The organism is Bacillus sp. SRI_025 (assembly GCF_057592095.1).
On record NZ_JBYEGB010000001.1, the window covers coordinates 384,440 to 408,013 of the forward strand.

The 23,574-nt window shown below is 39.5% G+C and carries 28 protein-coding genes; 2 read left to right on the plus strand and 26 right to left on the minus strand.

Features of this window, described 5'->3' with window-relative positions; all coding sequences use genetic code 11:
* Positions 1–23 precede the first annotated feature (23 nt).
* The 19 genes from AC20OE_RS01995 to degS form a co-directional block, all read right to left on the minus strand.
* Positions 24–404, minus strand: coding sequence for a DUF8042 domain-containing protein (locus AC20OE_RS01995; RefSeq protein WP_039181775.1), 381 nt, complete (start codon positions 402–404; stop codon positions 24–26).
* A 13-nt stretch (positions 405–417) separates the two neighbouring features.
* On the minus strand, positions 418–759 hold the full coding sequence (fliT, locus tag AC20OE_RS02000; RefSeq protein WP_487268205.1) for a flagella biosynthesis regulatory protein FliT: 342 nt from the start codon (positions 757–759) through the stop codon (positions 418–420).
* A complete protein-coding gene (gene fliS / locus AC20OE_RS02005) occupies positions 756–1,160 on the minus strand; it encodes a flagellar export chaperone FliS (protein WP_041088057.1) in 405 nt (134 codons plus the stop codon). The genes fliT and fliS overlap by 4 nt, the downstream gene beginning before the upstream one ends.
* Before the next feature lie 17 nt (positions 1,161–1,177).
* Complete coding sequence (locus AC20OE_RS02010) at positions 1,178–2,707, minus strand: flagellar hook-associated protein 2 (RefSeq protein WP_487268207.1); 1,530 nt, start codon at positions 2,705–2,707, stop codon at positions 1,178–1,180.
* A 20-nt stretch (positions 2,708–2,727) separates the two neighbouring features.
* Positions 2,728–3,069: a flagellar protein FlaG gene (gene flaG, locus AC20OE_RS02015; RefSeq protein ID WP_487268209.1), complete on the minus strand. Its 342-nt coding sequence runs from the start codon at positions 3,067–3,069 to the stop codon at positions 2,728–2,730.
* A gap of 161 nt (positions 3,070–3,230) precedes the next feature.
* Positions 3,231–3,455, minus strand: coding sequence for a carbon storage regulator CsrA (gene csrA, locus AC20OE_RS02020; RefSeq protein WP_008360181.1), 225 nt, complete (start codon positions 3,453–3,455; stop codon positions 3,231–3,233).
* Positions 3,449–3,883 (minus strand): flagellar assembly protein FliW, encoded by a 435-nt coding sequence (gene fliW, locus AC20OE_RS02025; protein WP_041088051.1) that lies wholly within the window; start codon positions 3,881–3,883, stop codon positions 3,449–3,451. Before fliW ends, csrA begins: the two co-directional genes overlap by 7 nt.
* A 28-nt stretch (positions 3,884–3,911) precedes the next feature.
* Positions 3,912–4,490, minus strand: a complete 579-nt coding sequence (locus tag AC20OE_RS02030) for a DUF6470 family protein (RefSeq protein ID WP_039181796.1) — start codon at positions 4,488–4,490, stop codon at positions 3,912–3,914.
* 46 nt (positions 4,491–4,536) lie between these two features.
* Positions 4,537–5,445, minus strand: coding sequence for a flagellar hook-associated protein FlgL (gene flgL, locus AC20OE_RS02035; RefSeq protein WP_041088047.1), 909 nt, complete (start codon positions 5,443–5,445; stop codon positions 4,537–4,539).
* A 9-nt stretch (positions 5,446–5,454) separates the two neighbouring features.
* Positions 5,455–6,975 carry a flagellar hook-associated protein FlgK gene (gene flgK / locus AC20OE_RS02040; RefSeq protein ID WP_041088045.1) on the minus strand — a complete coding sequence of 507 codons (1,521 nt, stop codon included), beginning with the start codon at positions 6,973–6,975 and terminating at the stop codon, positions 5,455–5,457.
* Between the two features lie 15 nt (positions 6,976–6,990).
* Positions 6,991–7,473, minus strand: coding sequence for a flagellar protein FlgN (locus tag AC20OE_RS02045; RefSeq protein WP_024423619.1), 483 nt, complete (start codon positions 7,471–7,473; stop codon positions 6,991–6,993).
* Between the two features lie 18 nt (positions 7,474–7,491).
* On the minus strand, positions 7,492–7,755 hold the full coding sequence (gene flgM / locus AC20OE_RS02050) for a flagellar biosynthesis anti-sigma factor FlgM (RefSeq protein WP_024423620.1): 264 nt from the start codon (positions 7,753–7,755) through the stop codon (positions 7,492–7,494).
* A gap of 79 nt (positions 7,756–7,834) precedes the next feature.
* Entirely contained in the window at positions 7,835–8,254 is a 420-nt protein-coding gene (locus tag AC20OE_RS02055; protein ID WP_039181808.1) for a TIGR03826 family flagellar region protein, read from the minus strand.
* Between the two features lie 56 nt (positions 8,255–8,310).
* Positions 8,311–8,967 carry a ComF family protein gene (locus AC20OE_RS02060; protein WP_231746861.1) on the minus strand — a complete coding sequence of 219 codons (657 nt, stop codon included), beginning with the start codon at positions 8,965–8,967 and terminating at the stop codon, positions 8,311–8,313.
* Between the two features lie 26 nt (positions 8,968–8,993).
* Positions 8,994–9,287, minus strand: a complete 294-nt coding sequence (comFB, locus tag AC20OE_RS02065; protein ID WP_058837538.1) for a late competence protein ComFB — start codon at positions 9,285–9,287, stop codon at positions 8,994–8,996.
* A 49-nt stretch (positions 9,288–9,336) separates the two neighbouring features.
* Positions 9,337–10,734: an ATP-dependent helicase ComFA gene (locus AC20OE_RS02070; RefSeq protein ID WP_487268215.1), complete on the minus strand. Its 1,398-nt coding sequence runs from the start codon at positions 10,732–10,734 to the stop codon at positions 9,337–9,339.
* 120 nt (positions 10,735–10,854) lie between these two features.
* Positions 10,855–11,697: a DegV family protein gene (locus AC20OE_RS02075; protein ID WP_047201877.1), complete on the minus strand. Its 843-nt coding sequence runs from the start codon at positions 11,695–11,697 to the stop codon at positions 10,855–10,857.
* A gap of 216 nt (positions 11,698–11,913) precedes the next feature.
* Entirely contained in the window at positions 11,914–12,603 is a 690-nt protein-coding gene (gene degU, locus AC20OE_RS02080) for a two-component system response regulator DegU (protein WP_008348273.1), read from the minus strand.
* 64 nt (positions 12,604–12,667) lie between these two features.
* Positions 12,668–13,843 carry a two-component sensor histidine kinase DegS gene (gene degS, locus AC20OE_RS02085; protein ID WP_003213166.1) on the minus strand — a complete coding sequence of 392 codons (1,176 nt, stop codon included), beginning with the start codon at positions 13,841–13,843 and terminating at the stop codon, positions 12,668–12,670.
* 221 nt (positions 13,844–14,064) lie between these two features.
* Between degS and AC20OE_RS02090 the strand changes: the two genes are divergently transcribed.
* Both AC20OE_RS02090 and AC20OE_RS02095 read left to right on the plus strand, forming a co-directional pair.
* Positions 14,065–14,733, plus strand: a complete 669-nt coding sequence (locus tag AC20OE_RS02090) for a YigZ family protein (protein WP_064497974.1) — start codon at positions 14,065–14,067, stop codon at positions 14,731–14,733.
* Entirely contained in the window at positions 14,718–15,809 is a 1,092-nt protein-coding gene (locus AC20OE_RS02095; RefSeq protein ID WP_058837535.1) for an LCP family protein, read from the plus strand. Before AC20OE_RS02090 ends, AC20OE_RS02095 begins: the two co-directional genes overlap by 16 nt.
* A gap of 35 nt (positions 15,810–15,844) precedes the next feature.
* Here AC20OE_RS02095 and AC20OE_RS02100 read toward each other — a convergent pair whose 3' ends face one another.
* From AC20OE_RS02100 to tuaD, 7 genes are all read right to left on the minus strand, one after another.
* Positions 15,845–16,912, minus strand: coding sequence for a glycosyltransferase family 4 protein (locus AC20OE_RS02100; RefSeq protein WP_034660156.1), 1,068 nt, complete (start codon positions 16,910–16,912; stop codon positions 15,845–15,847).
* 134 nt (positions 16,913–17,046) lie between these two features.
* Positions 17,047–18,246 (minus strand): teichuronic acid biosynthesis protein TuaH, encoded by a 1,200-nt coding sequence (gene tuaH, locus AC20OE_RS02105; protein WP_372555766.1) that lies wholly within the window; start codon positions 18,244–18,246, stop codon positions 17,047–17,049.
* Positions 18,247–18,262: 16 nt separating this feature from the next.
* Entirely contained in the window at positions 18,263–19,018 is a 756-nt protein-coding gene (gene tuaG / locus AC20OE_RS02110; protein WP_058837534.1) for a teichuronic acid biosynthesis protein TuaG, read from the minus strand.
* A 24-nt stretch (positions 19,019–19,042) separates the two neighbouring features.
* Positions 19,043–19,720 (minus strand): teichuronic acid biosynthesis protein TuaF, encoded by a 678-nt coding sequence (tuaF, locus tag AC20OE_RS02115; protein WP_058837533.1) that lies wholly within the window; start codon positions 19,718–19,720, stop codon positions 19,043–19,045.
* Positions 19,721–19,792: 72 nt separating this feature from the next.
* Positions 19,793–21,250 carry a teichuronic acid biosynthesis protein TuaE gene (tuaE, locus tag AC20OE_RS02120; protein ID WP_039181830.1) on the minus strand — a complete coding sequence of 486 codons (1,458 nt, stop codon included), beginning with the start codon at positions 21,248–21,250 and terminating at the stop codon, positions 19,793–19,795.
* 39 nt (positions 21,251–21,289) lie between these two features.
* Positions 21,290–22,219 carry an NAD-dependent epimerase/dehydratase family protein gene (locus AC20OE_RS02125; protein ID WP_487268222.1) on the minus strand — a complete coding sequence of 310 codons (930 nt, stop codon included), beginning with the start codon at positions 22,217–22,219 and terminating at the stop codon, positions 21,290–21,292.
* A gap of 14 nt (positions 22,220–22,233) precedes the next feature.
* On the minus strand, positions 22,234–23,571 hold the full coding sequence (gene tuaD, locus AC20OE_RS02130) for a UDP-glucose 6-dehydrogenase TuaD (protein ID WP_126682370.1): 1,338 nt from the start codon (positions 23,569–23,571) through the stop codon (positions 22,234–22,236).
* Between the last annotated feature and the right edge of the window lie 3 nt (positions 23,572–23,574).

Sequence of the window (23,574 nt, forward strand, 5' to 3'; positions counted from 1 at the left end):
GAATGGTCTGAATTGGACAAAAATTAATGAATGACATACGGCCTCATACAGGCATGTATTTCATCCATCCACTTTCTATATTCAGGTATAAAATATGATTTCAGGAATGATTGGAAGTGATTTGAAGGGAATGTATAGAAAGCTAGTATATCAAAACTTAAAAATATTTGATCAAACGAACGAATCGTTTTGGCAAAGTGTTCATTTTCAATAATTGAAAGCAGAAGGGGGTGTGTTGTGTCTAAATGAAAGAAGGCATGGATCAGATCATTAAAGATCCGATCCCCTTCTGTTTTGTCAAAATCCTTCTCAATTTCATCTAAATATTTTAAACTCTCTTCTATCGTGTATAGAAGTTCATAATATGTGGTTAATAAAATATAGTCATTTGAACGATACGCCACAGGTCTCACCTATTTATTTCCGTTTATCGTAATATACGCCGTCACTTGTTATGGGCTGGTATGGATTTTGATAATTCAGCTGTTTTGTTTTCTTTTTTTGAATGGCTTGAATATCTGCTTTTATCCCATTTTGGATAACCGTTAATTGCTTCGCCATCTGTTGATCTGTTTGTATGATTTCTCGGATTTTCTCTTTTTCTTGATTCGTCAATTCATGCTGTATATCTCTCATTAATTCGTCTCTCTCAATTAAAAAGGCATCAAAGTCTTCAACCAGTGTCTCACTTTGTGGATTTTCCGCTATTTCTGCTGCCATTTTTAATGTTTGATCATGCAGCTGGTCCACAATACTCATAGGGAGCCCCCGATAGAGTGGTGACGGCCTTTTCGATCGGTTTGAATGACTTCCTTCCACGCATCACGGAAATCAGTTACGTACTGTTCTACTTCATTCAATATCTCTTCGTCATTTTGAAGATTGGCTTCTATCAGTCTGCGATAAATGTAATCATACATACTTGCCATACTCTTTGATACGTCATAGGAACGATTTAAGGTGACATTTAATTCTTGAATGATGTTTTGAGCCTTTTTCAGGTTCAAGTTTCTCGTTTCTGCATCCTCTTTTTGAATGGCATGCTTCGCTAGTCTGATGAACTTTAAGCAGCCTTCATAAAGCATAAGCGTCAACTCGGCAGGTGTTGCGGTCTCAATAGAATTTTTCTGATAGGCGGCATAAGGGTTCTGTATTGCCATATGTTATAAACCTCCAATTATTGTCCAAGCAGTTGAGAAAGGTAGCCAGATTGGTTGTTTAGCTTTTGAATTGCACTATCCATGGCGTTAAACTTTTTGTAGTAACGGGCTTCAACCATTTTTAAACGATCTTGGAATGTGCTCATTCGTTTTGTCAAAGAATCAAGGTCCTTACCCAGTCCGTATTCCTTTGATTCCATTGTTATGCTGCCAGCCTTTTTTTGAATGCTCTTCGAAAAGTCTGATAAGGAATTTTTGATACGATAGATGATTCCTTGTTCTTGATATTGCTGCTGCGCTTTGTTTTTATCCTTTGAATCCACATTTAAACTACCCGAGATGAACATTTGTCTGACCTTCTCCGGGTCTTCTTCAATGGCTTTTTTTAATTTCTCTACTCCATCACTATCCTTAATAAATTCAAGCTTCCCACCATCTTTATAGCTGGATGATGTCGAAATACCGATTTGTGTGAGTTGGATTTTATCCCCATCACTTGTCGTAATATTAGCATACAAATCACTTCTTATTTTAGAGGCACCAGATCGTAAAATGGAATCACTTCTCAGCAAGCCAGACTTCGCGGTCGTTTCCCATAGCTCTATTTCTTTTTCAGACATCGCTTTTTTCTCTTCAGCCGTTAATGGATGATAGTCTCTGTTTTTCTTTTCATTGACTTTTCCATTAATCTGCTCAACGAGTTCGTTATATTTATCAACAAATTGTTTAATTTTATCATATATGGCATCAACATCTGTTGAAACGTTTAAGCTGACGGGCTTATCTGTGGTTGCTTTAAGCTCGTACGTAATATCAGCCTGTGTGAATGTATTGTTGTTATTCTCCATTTTCAGACCATTAATCTCGTATTGCGCCTTCTGTCCTTGAGTGGTCGCAACTAATTTGTTATCTCCATCTACTTGGAATCCTAATTGCGTTAAAAATGAAGCCGAATTGCCATCAGCTGCTTTAATACTGACGCCTTCACCCGTTGTCCGAGAAGTAAGAGCAATTGTATCCACGTAGTTAGTGCCATCAGAGATTTGGCCTTTGTAAGCCGTCACACCTAATTGTGCGCTGTTCAGCTTTTTCACGATGTCATCAATTGTGTCGGTATCAGAAGTATTGATTGTCACCATTTTTGGTTTTGTCGAATCTGGTGTCGTCACTTCAAACGTAAACGTTCCGTTTGTTGGTGTAAATCCAGATGTACCAGAAGATTTGAAGACGGAAGCTGTCGCTAGCTGAGTGACATGAATAGAGCCAGAGGTCGCATTTGTTGATCCAGTTGCTGTGACAGCAGATTCATTAGAGCTTGTCACCTTTTTGGCACCATATGTGCTTGGAAGATTTAACTTTAAACTGTTGATCAAATCATCTAATTCTTTAATTTTCGAATTAACCTCGCGATAGCTGTCTCTTTGCCATTCAAGTGTTTGTTTTTGGCGCGTCATTGTATCAAGTGGTGCCTGCTCCGTTTTCATCAGCTTTGATACGATTTCATCAATATCGAACACATTTGAAAATCCAGTAATACGATTGACCATTATTTATGTTCTCCCTTCATTTACATTCTTTTATCTACAAATAAACCGACAATTTCTGTCATTGCCGCATAGAAATCAAGCCATTCCTTGGAAGGAATTTCTCTAATAACTTCTTCTGTTTGGTTATCTACGACTTTGACATAATATTCATTGAGTTTTTCATGTAATTCAAATTGAAGATGAAATTGAGTAGGTTCAATCAGCTTGTTTGCGCCTTGAAGCGTTTTTTCAATTTCATCTTTTGAAACAGCCCTGCCATTTGCTTGTGAGTCAGAGTTTACATTGTCATTCTGGTTATTAGAAACACGGGTTTGAAATGCATCGATAATTGGCTCTAGCGATGTCAACTTACCAACAGACATAGTTATTCAGCTCCTGTGCTTTAATCTATCTTTTATATCGGCTTTGAATTTGCAAATTAAATATAGATGGACCGATTTGTTAAAGTTTCCTATAGATCATGAACATCTGTATCGGAACGCTTTCACACGGAGAAGGACAGCTGAATGCAATAAAAAAATCCTCACTTTTTTTGTGAGGATAATTGAGAGAGGAGATCTAAGGATAGGCTCGCAGCACGATTGTTCTCTTCTTGAATAGACAGGTACACTTCTTTCCTGTGAATATCGATGTGCTTAGGAGCCTCAATCCCGACTTTCACTTGATCGCCCTCGATTGAAATAATCTTGACTTCAATATCATCGCCTATTTGAATTGACTGGTTTAATTTACGAGACAGCACTAACATGAGGATGCCACCTCTAACAAATGTTTTGTATGATAGGCTGAATCATGCAAAATCACCTGCTTGGCTTTCATGTTTTTCCGGTTCACAATAATAGGCGCTCTTAAATTAGCTGTTGTTTTTTCAATAGATGATTCCATTGTTAAAATAACCATTACTTCCACATCATTGGCATCTTCTACTTCCAGAATGTCTACAACCGTTTCGTCTAAATCAAATTCGTATTGATTGAAGAATAAAAACGGACTGCTGACGATAAAGCCTAATGCTGCGTTTTTCAATGATTGAAGAACTAAAAACGGAGATTCTTCTGATAAAGGCAAAATAACAAACTGTTTTTGATCCAGAAATCCTGGTATCCCGTTAGAGAAGTTGATGATTTGCTCCTCTTTGATTGTCACTTCACCATGGTATTTTGTTTGAATGATCATAATTCACGACCTTTTTCGTTTTTCTTAACTATACCTTATCACCATTATGGCCCGTTTCGTCAACTTCTATTTTTAATTCTGGGTATTGTAACATATCAATATTGACCTTACCTGGCTGGTAGTTAACGATTGGTTTATGAGGTGTTGCCTCTATAACAGCTTTTTGCGGCTCCACATCAATTTGAAGCTCAGAAGGCTGATAGTGAATTTTCACACTAAAGAATGAAGGTATCACACCAATGGTGAATTGTTTTGCTGGAGGACTGCCGTTGATCTTGGCAAATTCAGCAATCGCATTTCCACCATTCTCGATCTTGATAAGTTCACTTCCTTCTTCCGCTCTTCGGCCCATTCCTTCTCCAACAGCACGCTTCCCCTCAGCTGCCCATTCCTCAGAACGTCTAAAAATCGACTTGATGTCCATATCCGCAAATGCCTCGGTTTGATCAATGGTTAATTTCGATGGTGTCCTTTTGATATCCATGACAGCTCGCGGCTGCTGAATCTCAAGGTCCGCTCGTGGCTGCTCTACTTCTTGCCTAGAAGGAGTTGTCGACATTTGAAGCTTTGCATAGGTTTGCTGCATTAACAATCTAGGGATTTGCATATATTCACCTCCATGATGCAAAAAAGCACCCTACGGATGCTTTTTATTATCTTAAGAAATCAACAAGGGATGGCTGAATGACTTTAGCTGTTGTCGCTAAAGCAGCTCTATTCACCGTCTCTTGTTGAAGAAGATCAAGAATGGCCTTTTCACTTTCAACATCTTCATTATCTGATTTAGCATTTTTCAATACTTGGTATTGTGAAGTCAAACGACTTCCTACTAAGTCAACACGATTCGAACGCGCTCCTAGGTCAGATCGCTCAGCACTCATCACTTCTTTAAACTGATCGATACTTCCTAATGCATCATCAGAATTCGCAAATGTTCCATTTTTCAATGAATTTTCTAAATCAGTCAGCATTTCAATGACATTTTGACCGTTGGCCTGTCCACCAAACGCTGAGATTGGATTTGAGTTTACATTTAAAGTAATCCCATCAGAAATATTCGCTTGAACAGCATTCGCATCTGTATAATTTTCGAAGTTAAATGTATACGTTCCGTCTGCATTCTCAACAACTGGTTTAACATTTGTATTTGTCCCATTAAATACGAACTTACCTAGCATTTGAGTGTTCATTGCATCGATGATTTGATTCTTCATCTGACCAATTTCCACTCCGATAGCTGCTAAATCTTCTGGCTGCTTTGTTCCGTTTGCCGCATCAAGTACTTTATCTCGTATATTTGACATAATATCAATAATTTCAGTGACACTTGTTTCAGATGTATCAATCCAGTTTTGTGCTTCATTTAAGTTATTTTTATACTGTTCATTTCGAAACAAGGCAGTACTATATTGAAGGCTTTTTACTGCTGCAACAGGATCATCAGACGTATTCGTGAAACGTCTTCCTGTTTGTGCCTGCTCATTAATCTTAGAAAGTTTTTCATAACTTTTACTAATATTTCGAAGTGAGTTTTGAGAAATCATACCTTGTGTGACTCGCATCCGTTATCCCTACCTTCCTACGACACCCATGCCGTTTATTACTTTATCCAGTACTTCATCTTGTAATGTCATAATTCTCGCAGCCGCATTATATGCATGCTGGAATTGGATCATATTCGTCATTTCTTCATCGATGGAGACAGCGCTAGTCGACATTCTACGTTCATTGGCTGAATTGACAAGAGCAGCTGAACTGCTTTCAAGCGTCATGTTCTTTTTCCCTTGTACACCCATCTCAGCAATAACATTTTGGTAATAATCCTGAATGGTCGTTGTATTTCCGCCAATTGGTAATTTTAAGTCTTGTATATTAGCTAATTTCGTAGCATTCGAACCGTCACCTTGAGTTTGATTGAGAGATGCTGCAATATTATCTGTTGATGCTAAAATGACATCGCTCACTTTAATACGAGCTGCCAAACCTTTATTCAACTCATTGTTATTCTCGATATCAAAAAAGTCTTGTCCACTTGCACCAGTTAACGTGTACCCCTGCTTATGTACATCGTTAAATGTATCCATGAATACTTGTGCTACTTCATCCAGTTCTGCAAGCATATCTGGATACATGCCTTTTTCAGCACCGTTTGACATGTAGCCATAAGCCTCAACAAGTGCTTTTACTTTACCGTTTACTTGTAATTGATCCGCTGCAATAGTTGTTGTTCCGAATTGAAGTGAGTTAACAAGTCCCGTAGTATTATCGTAAGAGATTTGCAGTTCAGACTTTTCATTTGTAATACCATTCAAAATGTTTCCAGCAGATTGTCCATTTGCACCGATAATGTCGATGTTGACAGTTCCTTCAGCAATTTTAAGTGCATTACCGCCAGGTGGATTGTAGCTGACCTTAATATCAACAAGTGAGGATAATTGATCTACCAAAGTATCACGTGTATCATAAAGATCATTTGGAAGATATCCATTTGGCTCAACTGCTGCAATCTGTTTGTTCACTTCATCTATTTGAGATAATAGAGTGTTTACATCTTTGGCTGTTGAATCGAGTTCCGTTTTCAAATTCTTTTGTACCGTTGTTAAAGAAGAATTGAGCAGACGGAATTGGTCAACTAGAGCCTGTGCACTTGTTTTAACAACTGTACGTGCAGAAGCTGTATCAGCATTTTTTGTTTCTGATAAGACCTGTAATGATTTCCATAGGTTATCAAAAGCTCTGTTCAAGCCTTCATCCGTCAAATCATTCATAACCCCTTCCATCTGTGAAAGGGCATCTGACTTCGTTGAGTAGTAAGACAAGTTGTTGTTATGATCTCTATATTGTAGATCTAAAAAGCTATCTCGAATTCTTTCAACCGTTCCAACTTGTACACCTGTCCCCATTTGACCATACGTCTTTCCATCATAAACAGAAAGGACTGGATAAGGATTTTCTGCTTTAAAGGTCACTCTTTGTCTTGAGTAGCCTTCCGTATTTGCATTGGAGACGTTGTTTGATGTGACATAAAGCCCTGCACGCTGGGCTGTGATTCCTCTTTTTGCCGTTTCTAGTCCCATGAATGTAGAACCCATTGGTATCCTCCTTGTTTACGCCTTTGAATCAAACAAAGCCCTTTGCTGTTTAGGCTTTGAACTCTCAAGACCATTTTGTCCGTAATTCATATTTTCTTTATTGGGGTTAACGAGATCGAATGTCAGTGAAATAAATTGAAGTGACTGCTGAATAAGCTGCTTGTTCAGTTCATTTACATCTTTTAGTTCCACCATGATGTCATTTAGTTTCTCATATAATGAAATGAGCTCTTCTTGATCTGTACCTTCAGCCTTTTCGATACATGCAGTGATGGTTGGTGATTGATCACTTTGTAAAAATTGAACGGTCGCTTCAATTCGTTTTTCTTCTAATTGAGAAATGGCCTGAATATACTTTTGCTCTAAATTCAGAACCTCTGAAAGAGCATCAATCTCATTGCTTTTCAGCATTTCTGTTTTATCCTTAGACAACTTTAATAGCTGTTCATGCAATCCATAGAGACGATGCAGTTCTTCAATAATTATTTTAACTGACATTCACGCTGCTCCCTTTTGTTATTGTTGTTTATAAAAATTCAGCATTTTATCTGCAATGCCTTTTGTATCTACTTGATATGTTCCGGCTTCAATGCTTTTTTTAATTTGGTCAATTTTATCTTGACGTTCTCTCATAATATTCGGCACCTTTTGCATTTCGATTGCCTTTTTAGAAATTTCGACTTTATCAGTTGATTTTGCTTGATTCGATTGCAACGTTTGTTTCTCATATGTTTTCTTGTAAGGATTTACTGGTTGTGTTCCATATCGATTAATTTTCACGGGATTCCTCTCGCTTTCCGTTACAGTCTGTCTTGATTCTATCCATTTTATCGACCAAACTGCAACTTAGTTTAGGGAATCAGTCGTTTTTAGGATTAATGGCATAATAGGTGTCTTTTTTCCTAGATTCAATCTCCCTTTTACGCTCTTCTTCTTGGTTCATTTGGCTGATTTGCGAATGAATATCCTGTTCACATTGGCTACATAGCTTGTTTTTCCTGATCGCTTTGCCACATCTTTCACAAGGATAATTAATATTCGGAAATTGACTAATTTGCAGTCTTTTCAAACGAATAAATTTCAAGATTAATTCTTCATCAACTTCAGTTGCATCTACTATTTCAGCGATGGTTGATTGTCTATTACTTTGTTTTCTTAAGAATTTATATACGATATCAAAAGAACGTTCTTCTTCTTCATAGCATTTGTTACAAACCGTTTGGATGGTGGTTTTTAAAAATAGCTGATTACATTGTGGACAGTTTGCCAATTGATTCATAACCAAAACCCCTTACGTTATTTTCTTTTCTTATTATCGGTTAATTATCATGATTTTTAACTACGTATCAACGTAAAAGAAGAAACACTTTTGGCACCTGCGTCTTTTAAAATTCTTGCTGCATCATAAATGGTTGCTCCCGTTGTATAGATATCATCAACTAATATAATATCCCTTTGAACAATCACATCTGTATGCTTTATTTGAAACAATCCTTTTTGATCTAGGCGTTCATTTTTCTTTTTTTTGGACTGCTTACTTTGATGTATTTTCACGAGTGGCTGCAATATTGGCTTACCTATCAAAGAAGCGATGATGACGGACTGATTAAATCCTCTTTCTTTTAGTCTTTCATGACTTAAAGGGATCGGAATCAGTAATGGTTCTTTTATGCTGAAGGAATGTTTAAATGCTGCTTGTACATCTCGTTTAAACAGCTCAACTAAAGCCGTATCACCCCGAAATTTAAAGCGGGCAAGGACATCTTTCATCAACTCATTGTAAGTATAAACTGACCTATTTTTCACAAGAACTTTAGTAGAATCAGGGCGTTCATTCCATCTAACACAGTCTTGGCACATTTGGTCATTTGACTGCGCCCTTCCACACGTTGGACAAATAGGACGCTCAATCTTTACTAAGTCATTCTTACATGCTACACAAAGACGATCATCATTTAATAGTAGGAATGATTTCCATGTAAAAGCCGGCACAAAATGTCCCTCACAAATTTGGCAATTCAATTGGTTTTCTTGTTCAGCAGCAGACGATTTTCACACCTTGGAAATGCGGAGACCTTGGAAGCTGCTTCTGTCAGAATAACTAGCATAGCAGTATTCTTCTGTTTATCCACCATCTCAGATTTACTGTAAGATATTTTATCGATGTCTGTTATATATTGTGGTTTCACTTGATTCAGTGAAATTGCTAATACATCTTCCATACACTTTTCACAATGACAAATCATGTTTAATTGGTTGAGATATTGATAGAGAATTTCCTTGAGTAGTATTTCTTTTGCATTGAGTAGCATATTTTGTCTCTCCTGCCATTTGTGTATTGTGAATATAATGTACCATGATTTAGTTGAACCCACACTGTTTTTCAGAAAACTCATTTGCAGCCGTATCATTCATTTTAACGATATGCTTCTTTGCTTGTTTCATACTTCTCGTTAAACCAAAATGAAAAAGGAAAACGTCTCCTGTACAATAATCCGGGTGTCTGCCTACTCTTCCAGAAATCTGAACAAGTGCACTCTCTGTAAAAATAGTAGATTCCGAACCTAATACCCCCACTTGAACATTTGGAATGGTTACGCCTCTTTCTAGAATAGTGGTTGTAACTAGTACATCGTATACGTAATCTCTAAAGTGCTGAACCTTTTGTTTCCTATCTGGATCATCAGCAGATACTCCCTCCACGTTTAAGGAGTGTTCTAGAAGAATCTTCGTTACCTTCTTCATGGTAGCAATTGAAGGAACAAAAAGTAATACTCTTCTTTTATTTGCAATATGTCTCTGCATCCAATTCATCACTTTACGGGGCAGCTGATTCTTTTTTAATTTCTTTTTCCAATGCCCAATCCAATGAAAGGTCGGTACGGGTAATGGTTGTTTATGAAAACGCAGAGGAATTTTTATCGTTTCCAGTTTTCCACTAGAAACCTCTCTCGTCATTTTTTTAGAGGGTGTCGCACTTAAATAAATCCTAACCCCTCCGTTCTTTCTCATCGCCTTTAGAACAGCAAATTGGAGACGTTCATCCATTGAATAAGGAAAGGCATCGACTTCATCTACAATGAGCACATCAAATGCATTTTTGTACCTCATCAGCTGATGGGTTGTGGCGATCACAAGCGGTGCAATCTGAAACCTTTGAGAACTGCCTCCATAAAGTACGGCTATTGTCATCCCTTGAAATGCTTTTCTAAGTCGTGGTTCGAGTTCAAGCACAACATCTGTTCTAGGGGTCGCAATACAGACACTCATTCCTTGATTTAACGCATATTCGATTCCGTGAAAAAGCACCTCCGTTTTCCCTGCCCCGCAAACCGCCCAAACAAGCAGATCAAATTTGCTTTTGATAGCTTCAATCATTTTTTCTGACGCTCTTTTTTGTCCTTTAGACAGCTCTCCCTGCCATGTTAATTCAGCTCGATATGTTTCTACTTTTTGTGGACCTGTCCATTCATAAAGAAACCCACATTCAGTTGCTTTTCCCATCATGATGCATGACCTACAGTACACACAATCCTTTTGACACACTTCACATGGAGAGTGAGCAAAGTACCGCTTGTGTGATACACCGCACCGGCAGCATGTAAAACCATTTGCTTTCCTCTCAATGGCAGGTGTTCGATTGACTAAGCCCTTCTCCTCCAACCAATCCAAATTAGACTGTGGGCACCTTGTTTCGGCGGTGAGCAAATGGCGTGAATGCAGCTGCCGCATTAGTTCCATTGCTTTGTCCATATTCAACTTAACCAAACACCTTTCAATTGATATTTGCCTATTATGCGCAAAGACATGACCTTTCGTCCAACAGTTAAAATAGAAAAACAAAACCCCTTTTCCATAAGAAAAGAGGTTTTTTAGGAATTATCTAATCACCCAGCCAAGAGCTAAAGAGCCTTCACCTAGATGAGTGCCGATCACGGCACCAAAGTAGCTTTTATAAAATTCAACATGAGGATATTTTTCTGATAAGTGCGCAATTAATTCTTCTGCTTCTTCTTCTCTATTACCATGTATCAGTGTTGCTCTCATCGGAACACCACGTGATGCATCTTCATCAAATAATTCAAAAATACGTGAAATGGCTTTTTTACGTGTGCGAATCTTCTCAAAAGGGACAATTAGCTTGTTGTCAAAATGCAGAATAGGCTTTACCTTTAAGAGGCTTCCAATAAAAGCCTGTGCACCATTTAATCTGCCGCCTCTTTGCAAATGAGTTAAATCGTCTACCATAAAATACGCCCGCTGACTTTCTTTCAGGTAATTTAGATGTGCTAACACTTCTTCTAAAGAAGCACCTTCTTGGATTTTTTCAGCAGCTTCTAACACGTAAAAACCTTGTGCCATACAGCTTGTTTCTGTATCAAACGGATAAATATCAATCCCGTCAACTAGATCATTCGCTGAGGCAGCACTATTATACGTTCCACTAATTCCACTTGAAAGGTGAATACTAATCACAGCGTCGTATGTTTCACTTAGTTTTTCATATAAGGCTATTAATTCACCGAAAGCAGGCTGAGAGGTTGTTGGAAGATCTTTGTGTTTTTTGATTTCTTCATAATATGTCTTCCAGTCCATTTCTATTTCTTCACGGTATGATTCACTGCCAAAGATGACGTTGAGGGGGATCATATGAATATTATATTTATCACGTAGCTCTTGTGGTAGATAAGCAGTACTGTCTGTTACAACGGCTATTTTCATTCTTAAATACCTTCCTTATTCGTTAAGTTACTCTTTTTTATTTTAAAAGAATGATCATTTTTTCATTAGATTTATAATAGTAATCAAAAAAGCCTGCCTAATCAATAGGCAAGCCCGCTATATCCGAAAAAGACTCCTTACCCTGTCTATCATTTCTCTCCAGCTAAAATGTGAGAGAACAAAAAACAGGCGAAAAAGGAGTACTTGTCCGGAACATTATCTCATTTCTACCCAGCCGTTTTTAATAGCTACAACAACAGCTTGTGTACGGTCGTTTACATTCATTTTTTGCAAAATGTTACTCACGTGGTTTTTGACTGTTTTCTCACTAATAAAGAGCGATTCACCAATTCCTCTGTTGCTCTTTCCGTCAGCTAACATTTGAAGAACTTCGCACTCACGTCTAGTTAAGATATGAAGTGGTCTGCGAATTTCAGGATATACCTCGTGCTGTGGATGTGCTGAAACGCCGCTAGTTGCTAGGCGTCGGAATTCATTTACTAAATTATGAGTGACTTTCGGATGTAAATAAGAGCCTCCGTCAGCTACAACTTTCACTGCTTCGATAAGTGTGTCTGCATCCATTTCTTTTAACAGGTAGCCTCTAGCTCCTGTTTTCAATGCATGTGTTACATAGTTTTCATCATCATGAATAGATAGAATAATGACTTTTGATTCGGGATAAAGCTCAACAAGCTGCTTTGTAGCCTCAACACCATTTACATTCGGCATATTAATGTCCATAATGACAACATCCGGATGATAGTGTTCTACGATACGTGCAGCTTCGTCACCGTCGTCTCCTTCTGCAACTACTTCAAAAGTAGGTTCAAAATCTAAAATCCGTTTGACACCTTCACGGAATAATTGGTGGTCATCAATAATTACAATATTTACTTTAGTCACAAGCTACGCCTCCCCATGTTTATTGTTCTACACCTGAACTTTATGGTCAATATGTCTTTTGACTCTATTTTACAATTTTATTTTGCAATGTTAGCGGCACGCGAATCATGATGAATGTCCCTAGACCTATTTTTGAGTCTATGGTCATTTTACCTTCCAGTAAGTCTACGCGTTCTTTCATGCCAAGTAAACCGAAGGATTTGTTTTTGTTTGTTTTCACATCTTTCATATCAAAGCCTTTTCCATCGTCTTTAATAATTAATGTCACAAAGTCTTTCGTTACTTCTACTTTGACAGAGATTTCTTCAGCTTCTGAATGCTTTAATGAATTTGTGACAGCTTCTTGGGCTAGTCTAAACAGTGCTACTTCAAATTGAGAAGCAATTCTTTCGCTTTCTGTATCACCTAGGCATTGGAACGTAATTTTGGTTTTCCCATCATATTCTTCAATTGTGTTTAAGTATTTTCTCAGTGTTGGAATCAGACCCAAATCATCTAATGCCATCGGTCTTAAATCATAAATGATTCTTCTTACTTCGTACAGTGCATTTCGCACATTTTGTCTGAGACTTCTAATTTCTTTAAAGCCTTCTTCTGTACCGCGGTCTCTAAAAATCCGTTCAATTAATTCGGAACGCATCATCACGTTTGCCAGCATTTGAGCAGGGCCGTCATGAATTTCCCGAGACACTCTTTTGCGTTCTTCTTCTTGGGCTTCAATAATTCTGAGCCCAAAATCTTGTTTTGCCTGAGCATCTTCAAGTAAAACGCCGACCTGGCGTAAATCCTGGTTGAGATAGTTGAGAACAACTGTAATCTGACTCACAAGCGTTTCAGAGCGTTCTATGACGTCTTGCAAGCTTAGTAATCGTCTTTCCAGATCGTCTCTTCTTTCTCTCAGCTGCTTCTCGCGCTGCTGAATCATGGTGAGTTCCACCTGCAAGTTATGTGCTTTTTCGTAGGCCTCCCGTATTTCTTCTTCGCTGAATTTGTTGAAGTTTCTGCTGACCTCAGATAAGCGATTTCTAGCATGTCTTGTATGGACTTCCAGCTTATCCCCAAAATCAATTACTTCGTTTACTTGCTGCTTGATTTGCTTCAGCTCTTCTACTAGGCTTTCATATTGTTGACGGGACTGTTCGCCTATTCTAAATACTTCGTCCTTGCTGCCATCAACTGTACTTAGCATTTTCATGATGATTGAATCCAATAATTTTGGATCCATTTTGGGTGTTGTCATGGCTTTTCCCTCCCGTAACAGTGATGTCATCTTTTTTTATTATAAATGTCATTGATCTGCATTTTATGTCGAATTATAATGAAAGAATGCGTATAAATCTTGAAGTTTTTATGACGACCCTTTTTCCGCTCCTATCATCATAACAAAATACGCTGTAAAATTCTAAAACCAATGCAAATTTTCACTAGTCTTACAATTTGCTTGTCAGGAGGGTGTGTCTTTTGCTGAATCGCTATCTTACAGTAAAAAGTCGTGGCGAGCATGAGATCGTCATTGAAAAATCACGTTTTATTTGTCATATACAGCGTGCTGTCTCAGAAGAAGAAGCACAAGCATTTATACAATCCATTAAAAAACAACATTGGAATGCCACACATAATTGTTCAGCCTATCTCATTGGTGAACATGACCTCATTCAAAAAGCGAATGATGATGGTGAACCAAGTGGTACAGCAGGTGTGCCAATGCTTGAAGTGCTAAAAAAACGGAAGCTGAAAGATACAGTCGTTGTGGTCACTCGTTATTTCGGCGGTATCAAGCTAGGTGCCGGTGGATTGATTCGTGCCTACGGAAAATCTGTATCAGAAGCTATCAACCATGTTGGCATGGTAGAGCGCTGTTTAATGCGTACAATGCACACAACAATAGATTATACATGGCTTGGAAAGGTAGAGAATGAGCTTAGAGCCTCATCTTTTCAGCTAAAAGAAATCCATTATGCAGAAGATGTTATTTTTGAGACATATGTCGAAGAAACACAAACAGAGCAGTTCGTTGAGTGGATGACTGAGCTGACAAATGGAAAGAGTGTTACAAAAGAAGGCGAATTGATTTATTTAGAAAAGGACATTGGTCCGATAAAGGAGACAGATGAATGGCACAACGAGTAAAAGTGCGTGTACGAAAGAAAAAGAGTAAGAAGAAGAGAATTATCAAACGTATTCTGGTCTTATTTTTGCTACTTATCATCTGCATGGGCGGATTCGCAGTATATAAAATCGTCAATACTCTTCAAGCTGCTGACAAAACATATGATGAACTAAACCGTGGAGAGAAATCGAATCTTCGTGATGCTGTCATTGATATTAAGAAAAAACCTTTCTCTGTATTATTTGTCGGAATTGAGGATTATGCCACAAAGGGTGATCATGGCCGTTCAGATTCACTCATTGTCGCAACGATTAACCCTCAAGACAAAACGATGAAAATGGTTAGTATTCCTCGTGACACACGCGTACAGCTTGCAAGTGATACAACAGGAAGTAAAGAAAAGATTAATGCAGCATTTGCTAAAGGTGGTAAAGACGAAACGATCGAAACTGTCGAACAATTCTTGCATATTCCGATTGATAAATATGCAACCGTTGATTTCGACGGATTCAAGGATGTCATTGATGAAGTCGGCGGAATTGATATCGATGTTCCATTTGACTTCAATGAAAAAAGTGATGTTAAAAAATCGAAAAAGATTTACTTCAAAAAAGGCAATATGCATTTAAACGGGGAAGAAGCACTTGCTTACGCACGGATGAGAAAACAAGATCCACGCGGTGATTTCGGACGTAACGATCGTCAGAAACAAATTTTACGTGCAATGATTGATCAAATGGCGAAGCCAAATAACATTGCGAACGTCGATAACATCGCTAAAGAGGTCAGTGATCACATTACGACCAATTTCCGTATCACAGAAGGTCTTGCGCTTCAGCAAATCTACAGCGGATTTAAAGGAGACGACACAGAAACACTTTCTATTAAGGGATCAGACCTTTATTTAGGGCCAAATCGCACGTATTACTTTGAGCCAGATCCGACCAATTTAGCTAACGTCCAAAATGAATTACGGACGCATTTAAAGCTTCCTGCTGAATCTTCAACTGAAACAGATTCACAAACCAATCCATCCTCTGGTGAAACAGGGTCAAGTGATACAACTAACTCATCGACCAGCACACCTGGACAATAATAAAAACAGCCCAGTTCCTAGGAACGGGCTGTTTTTTACTGCCTTTTGACCATTCGTTTATAAAATTTCGTAAATGGTTTAAATTCTTCATTCACCAAGCCTGTGACTTCTGCAATCACTTGCATGAACATGACCAGTAAAAAGATAATAATCAGTGATAACCAAATGGTGGCGCTTGTCAGCAAAATCGCACTTAGACTAAAGACTAAGCCAATCATATAAATCACGATGACAGCCATGCGATGGGACAAGCCAAAGGCCATCAGTCTATGATGAATATGAGATTTGTCAGGTGCTGAGATTGGCTGTTTGTTTAATATTCGTCTAATGATGGCAAAGGTGGTATCGAAAATAGGGACACCTAAGATGATCACTGGGACAACTACACTAAACAAAGTGACACTTTTGTATAGCCCTAATAGTGACAGTACCGAAATCATATAGCCTAAAAAAAGCGAACCGGTGTCACCCATAAAAATCTTTGCCGGATGAAAGTTGTAAAAAAGAAAGCCGATGGTACTGCCAATGACAACAAGGGATAAAGAAAGAATCAAAATTTTATCAGCTGAAAATGCCATCACGGCAATGGTTGATAAACCGATGACGGAAATACCGGCAGCCAGTCCATCAAGGCCGTCAATTAAATTAATGGCATTTGTGATTCCGACAATCCATAACACGGTTAGGGGATATGCCATCCAGCCTAACTCAATTCGATCTGTTAAGAAAGGAACAGAGAAAAAGTCCATTTTTAAGCCTGTGCTTACAATCAGACAAGCAACAAGAACTTGTACGAGAAATTTGAATTTTGCACTTAAATTATATTTATCATCAAATATACCTAGAATGACGATAAGTACGGCACCAACTGAAATTGCTGTAATTTTATTATGTAGAAACAGCCCGCCTGCTAATGCTCCAGCCGCTACCCCAATAAAAATTGCCAAACCGCCCATTCGAGGCATTACTTTATCATGAACTTTTCGTTTATTCGGCTGGTCCACTGCACCAATCTTAATTGCAAACTTTTTGACGATTGGTGTCACAATTAAAACTGTAGCCAGAGAGACAAAAAACGCTAATAAGGCGCGTTCGTAATCCATAGGTCAGTCTCCTTCTAAATTGAAATCTGTATTTTGTATATTGGCCGCTCTTTCCATTATACAATTGAATAGAGGATGATCACAAGCTTCCCCTGTAAAGAAGAAACAAATAAAAACGCACAATCCCTGATGAATTATGCGTTTTCTTTAATATTCGTTAGTTCCACCATGTTTGTGAACAGCGCGTGCCAATCTTTTTTCTTCGCACGGCTTTGTCTTAGATGTCTATAGTCCATGTCGTCTTTTTTGCTGATCACTTTTTGGCAGGCTTCCACGAAGAGTCTAGGATCTTCGCCCTCTAAATATTCATACACATCATTCTCTTTTAGCCTTTCCGTTGACGGAAGATTTAAACCGACAACCGGTATTCCTGCGGCTAAAAATTCATATAGCTTGAGCGGGAACACGGCTTGATTGTAAGGAGATTGTTTGTATGGCATCATGCCTACATCAATCAGCTTCATATACGCAGGCACTTCTTCTGGTGCAACAGCACCTGTCCAAATCACATTTGGCAGTTTAAGTGCATGCTGAAAAGATGGATCGCCATTTGTTCCATCCGGACCGACAAATAAAAATGTCCAATCAGGCTGCATGCGAGCAGCTTCGGCTATCATGTCAAAATCCAGCTTCGGCTTGATGCCTCCAATAAAGCCAAGAACAGTTCCTTCTCTTCCTCCCAGCACATCCTCCTTACATGGAAGATTGCTTTTGGCAAACACATCGTACTCAACGCCATTTTCCACTGTAAAGACATCTTTCGGTTCACCCATGAGACGTTTTTTAATTTGATCGTGTAAGTATTGAGAAGAGCATGTAATACTGTGTGCGTATTTGATGATTCGATTTTCTGCTTTCACAATGACACGCTGCCTCATATAAGAAAGCAAATTATTTTTGCCGCTTATCGGCTCTCCCCACAGGTCACTGCAGTCATAGACAATATGTTTCCATTCAAATAAAGAAGATAAGAGCGGAAATCCTGGAAACGTATACCATAAGCAAACAGCGATCCCCTTCTTTTCCTCCTGCCGCAAATGCTCAAGAAGTGGGGACAATTTATGAATATAGAACATGTCTTGATATCGGCCAAAGCGAAAAAATTTGCTCTTAAGCACATCAGGAATGGTCAATTGCTTCATTCGATCGGTTATGGGCTGAAAGGGAGCTTTATGACGGGATGCAGATGGGCATACCCAGATGACCTCTTTCGTTTCTGGATCAGATGCTAGAAATTCCGCCAGTCGATGCCGTCTGTACCTCAAGCCGTCCTGTCCCCATTCTCCCGTCGCTACGATAACATGTATGATCGAGTCTGCTTTCACCTTTATCACCTTTTTTCCCTTCTGTTTATAAGCGCTTCTTCACAGCATTTGTCGCATAGTGCATAAAACACCAAGATGCTTTGACAAAATGAAGCTGCTCAATTTCTCTGTAGACGAACCACGTTTTTTTCGCTGCTTTCCACTTGTTACTAGAGATCGAGTTTCCAACGATGCGGTATTCACTGAGCGGTTCACTCATACCATAGGCTGTAAATCCTCTTTTTAATATGGACAGCCACGTAGCTAAATCCTGTCTTGTGCGGATGTTCGGCATTTCTATATGTCCGATCTTCTGTACATCAAGCATCACCGTTAAACAGCCGATAATGGTATTTTTCAAAGCTTCATCATAAGTTAATCTTGCTGGTGCAGTGACGGTTTTTTCTAATGGTTCTCCATTTTCTGCGATAATATCATATGCTGTGAATGTAAAGGCATAATCGTTTGTCAGCATGAAGTCTACCTGCTTTTCGAGCTTCGTCTCTTTCCACTTATCATCGCTGTCTAAAAAAGCAATAAAGCGGCCTTTTGCCTGTTTGATGGCTGTATTTCTAGCGATGGCGGCTCCCCCATTTTGCTCTAAATAAATGACGTTGATTCTGTCGTCTGCTTCACTTAAGTCCCCAAGCAGCTTCCTTGTTCCATCTGTTGAACAATCATCTGCGATGATCAGTTCCCAATTGGAATAGGTTTGGGCAAGGACGGAATGAACTGTATCCGTTAAATAACGTTCCGCATTATAGGCCGGTGTAATAATTGATACTAACGGTTGATTGTTCACCTAAGACTCATCTCCAGTTCATCATTAAGATTCTTTGAACACTTCGGGCAAGACCACAAACATGAGCGAGATACTAAAGCCAATGACAAGTCCAAGCAGTGCACGCTTTTTCGCTGACATGCCTTTATTGCCTTCATCAAGAACTTGAGCAGGGTCAACAATCTTCGCCTGCTTCATTCCAAGCTTTGTAGACTCCAATTCATATAAGAATCGTTCTTTATCTACTTTGGAATCGTTGCTGACAGATTCGTCTTCCAGAGCAGATAATCTACTTTCAATCACCTGCTGCCTTTTTGTAAATAATGCTTTATCTTGCTTCAGAAATGTATCCGACACCTGCTTCACGACAGCTAAAGCATGATACTTCTCAGCATCTGTGAAGGACAGCTGTAATTGTGTATCTGATTGATTGGTGAGGATGAGGCGGCTTTTCACATCCTGCCTTTCTTCTTCTTTGATGTCACTGAGTGCTTCATTCAGAAAGGCATCACTTTTTAATAGAGATGTCACTTCAGCCATATTGTTATACACTCCGTCATCATATTTACCAAGCGTGAGAGTAACAGCAGCTGTGTAACTAGACTGCTGCGTTGTTCCTTTGGCAAAAAAGAATCCAAAAGCGCCTAATACGACAGGCAGCAGTACGAGCCATACGATATACTTTTTGATTCGCTTCCCTATTCTAGATATGAAACCAGACATGTTCATTCTCCCAACATTGACGTATTTGCTTTTTCACTAGTGTAGCCATACCAGCGCAGCATCACACACGGTTTACCAAGTCTTAAACCGCTGTTTGTTTTTCAACATATTCACCGCTGCGATCACGAGGCCTAAAAAGACCCAGTGGAAATATAAATTCGAGACAGAACTAGGACTGATACTTGAAACGAGAAAGCTCAGCATGGCAGCGAACAAACCTTCAATGATCATTTTTGCTGATCTTGTGTCAGCCCATTGGTATTGTTTATACAGTGTGAACATGAGATAAGCGTAGACGGAGATATAGCCCAGCATGACCGCAAATCCAAAGTTCGTCATCACTTCCAGCAGCCAATTGTGCACTTCAACCACTTGATCTGTATCAAAGATTGAAAAGTGGGCTAAGTAGTAAGACACATTCCCCGCTCCGACACCAAATCCGTATGAATCCGTAAAGAAATGCCATGCATTTTTGATCAAATTCGCTCTCGCAATGTTGGATGGGAGTGGTTCACTAAAAGAATGCGCGACCTGAGAAGCGAGAAACAAGTCATAAAAGACTGAATAAATCTTGGCTGAAAAAACCGCGATACAGATGACACCAAGTCCACCTGCTGCGATGAGTGACCACTTTTTGAGAAAGCGCGGCATGAGCAGCCACACATAGATGGCGACTCCTGCAAATATGCCAAGCAGGCTCGCGCGGGATTCTGTTAACAAAATGAGATACAGTGCTGCGATGGCGCCAAATAATCCAAATGCTTTGAGATAACCATTTTTCATTTGACGCATACACGCTAAATATAAGAAAAAGCTAATCGATAAAAACGTCGCAAAATCATTTTGATTAAAAAAGACAGCTGTAGGATAGTGCTGTTTATACGCCGGCCCAAGATACAATGAAGTATTCGGTAAATGGTTCAAAGTAAAGTGATTATAAAACCCTATCCCCATTACAAATACAGTCATGATGAGCCAAATGCTATAAAAGGTGACCACTTGATCCATTCGCTGGATGTACATGACCACAAGAAAGACAAACCCCATCCCCATCGCAAGCAGGGACATATATTTGAGACCGTCTGTCACCGAATGAGCCCACAGCAGTGAGATGAGCCCATAAAGAAACCATGCAGCGAAAAAACCAAGAATCCCTTTTACACGAATCTGCTGCCACTGCGATATGTACGTCCCCTTATCTCTCATCCGCCATATGAATAATGCAAAGGCAGCAATGAGCATAATACGGTAGAGAAAAAGACTAAAGAACCCAGCACTAATTGAAAAGAAAGCGTTGTTGAGAAAGGTCAATGCAATTAAAAGATAAATGGCTGACATGAACACTTGCTCACCGTTCATGTATAGCTTCATTAACACGAGAAAAGCCGTCAGGATCAAAAGCAGGACCGGAATGGTGACGATCTTTTTTAACCCGATGGGCTGCGCAGACGCCATTTGTACAAGTCCTAGCCCTGCTGCAAATAATATACATCCGATCATGATTTGCCATGCTGTTTGTTTCACGCTCATACCCATTTTCCTCCTAAGCAACCCATCCGATTTGAGGGATTAAGCCTTGACTTCCTGTTTATAGTAGGAAATGGTACGAGCCAAACCTTCCTGTAAACTCACAACAGGCTCCCAAGCTAAGACTTGTTTCGTTTCCTCATTTGCTAGTGTACTATGCACGATATCTCCTGCACGCTGCGGCTTGTAAATCGGTTCAAGCTGTGAACTCGTTACCCGTTTCATCGTTTGAAACAGTTCATTCACAGTGATGGAATGACCACACGAAATATTTAAACAAACGTTTGATTGGGCTGTTAATGCCGCAACATTCGCTGCTGCTAGATCACCCACATAGATAAAGTCCCTTGTTTGTTCCCCATCTCCAAAGATAAAAGGGGCCTCATCCTTTGCAAACTTATCAGAGAAAATAGAAACAACACCACCTTCGCCAAGTGCGTCTTGGCGAGGACCATATACATTGCTGTACCTAAGAATACAATAGTCCACATCATAAAGTGATTTTGCCATTTCTAAATACCGCTCTACTGTCAGTTTTGCTAAGCCATAAGGTGAACCAGGCTTCAGCCGGTGAGCGGTGTCTACTGGCAGATACACCGGGTCTCCATAGACAGCTGCTGATGAGGCAAAGATGACTTTTTCCACTCCTGCTTCAGCCGCAGCTTTCATGACGTGCAGAGATCCTTTGACATTGACCTCTTCGTCAAAAACGAAATCCTGAACGGAAATGGCTACACTTACTTGTGCTGCAAGATGAATAATATAATCCGGCGCGATTTGTTTGATCAAATCAATCGTCGCTGGCTTTGTGACATCTGCCTCTATGCATTGCACGGAAAGATGGGCAATATTTTCTCGAGATCCAGTTGAAAAGTTATCAAGAATGATGGGCTCATAGCCTTTTTCTAGTAAAGCCTCTACCGTATGTGATCCAATAAATCCGCTTCCCCCAGTAACCAATACTTTCTTCATCCAAGCTCCCCCTGTTATTGTGCCTTCGATACCAATTCTGCTTCCCATACACTTGGGCGGCCGATAGACTGGTAAATAAATCCTCTCTCTTTCATTTCTGCTGGATCAAACAAATTCCTTCCATCAATTACAATTGGCGAACGAAGCAGCTGCTTGATCTGATCTTTATCCATCTTCTGTACGTCGTCCCATTCTGTTAGAATGAGACAGGCATCCGTATCTTTTACTGTTTCATACAGGTCATTGCTGAAAACCGCCTGCGGACCAAGCTCCCGCTCAGCTTCCATATAAGCAATCGGATCATAGGCTTTTACAAAAGCACCTAGCTCTCTCAGCATTGGGATAATATCTAATGCAGGTGCGGAACGCATATCATTCGTATTCGGTTTGAATGCAAGACCTAAGACAGAAATGGTTTTTCCTTTAATATCACCGAACACACTCATCAGTTTGCTGACAAGGTGGGCTCTTTGGTTGTTGTTCGTTTCAATGACAGATTCGATCAGCTTGAACCGATACCCGGATGTTTCGGCAATTTTGAGAAGAGCCATTGTGTCTTTCGGAAAACAAGAACCCCCAAATCCAATGCCTGCTTTTAAAAATTTATGCCCGATGCGGCTGTCTAATCCAACTCCTTCACTGACTTTTTCAACGTCAGCGCCTACCCTTTCGCAAATATTTGCAATGTCATTAATGAAAGAGATTTTTGTGGCAAGCATGGCATTTGCAGCATACTTAATCATTTCAGCACTTTCTAAGTTGGTCTCCACAACCTCTGTTTGAAACGGATCATGCAGCCTTTTGATGGTAGTGGAAGCATGAGTGCTTGTTGAACCAATGACCGCCCGCTCCATATTCATCGTGTCTTGAATTGCAGAGCCTTCTCGGAGAAACTCTGGATTGGATACGACGTCAAAGGGATATTTGCTGCGCGATGCCTTTTCCACAATGGCTTGAACGAGACGGCCTGTTCCAACGGGCACTGTGCTTTTATTGACGATGATTTTATAGCCATTCAGGTGTTCACCGATCGTTTGAGCGACGGCTTTCACATACGTTAAATCTGCTTCCCCTTGTGGTGTCATCGGTGTCCCTACAGCAATATAGATAATCTCTGATTCCCTAATAGCGGCAGGAATATTCGTTGTAAAAAACAGTCTTCCTTCTTCTGTATTCTTTTCAATCAATTCCTTTAAACCTGGTTCATAAATGGGAACGACACCACTTTTTAAGCTGTTGATTTTTGATTCATCGATGTCACAGCAGATGACACGATTTCCGATATCAGCAAAACAAGTACCCGATACTAACCCGACATACCCTGTTCCAATCACAGCAATTTTCTTCAACATTTT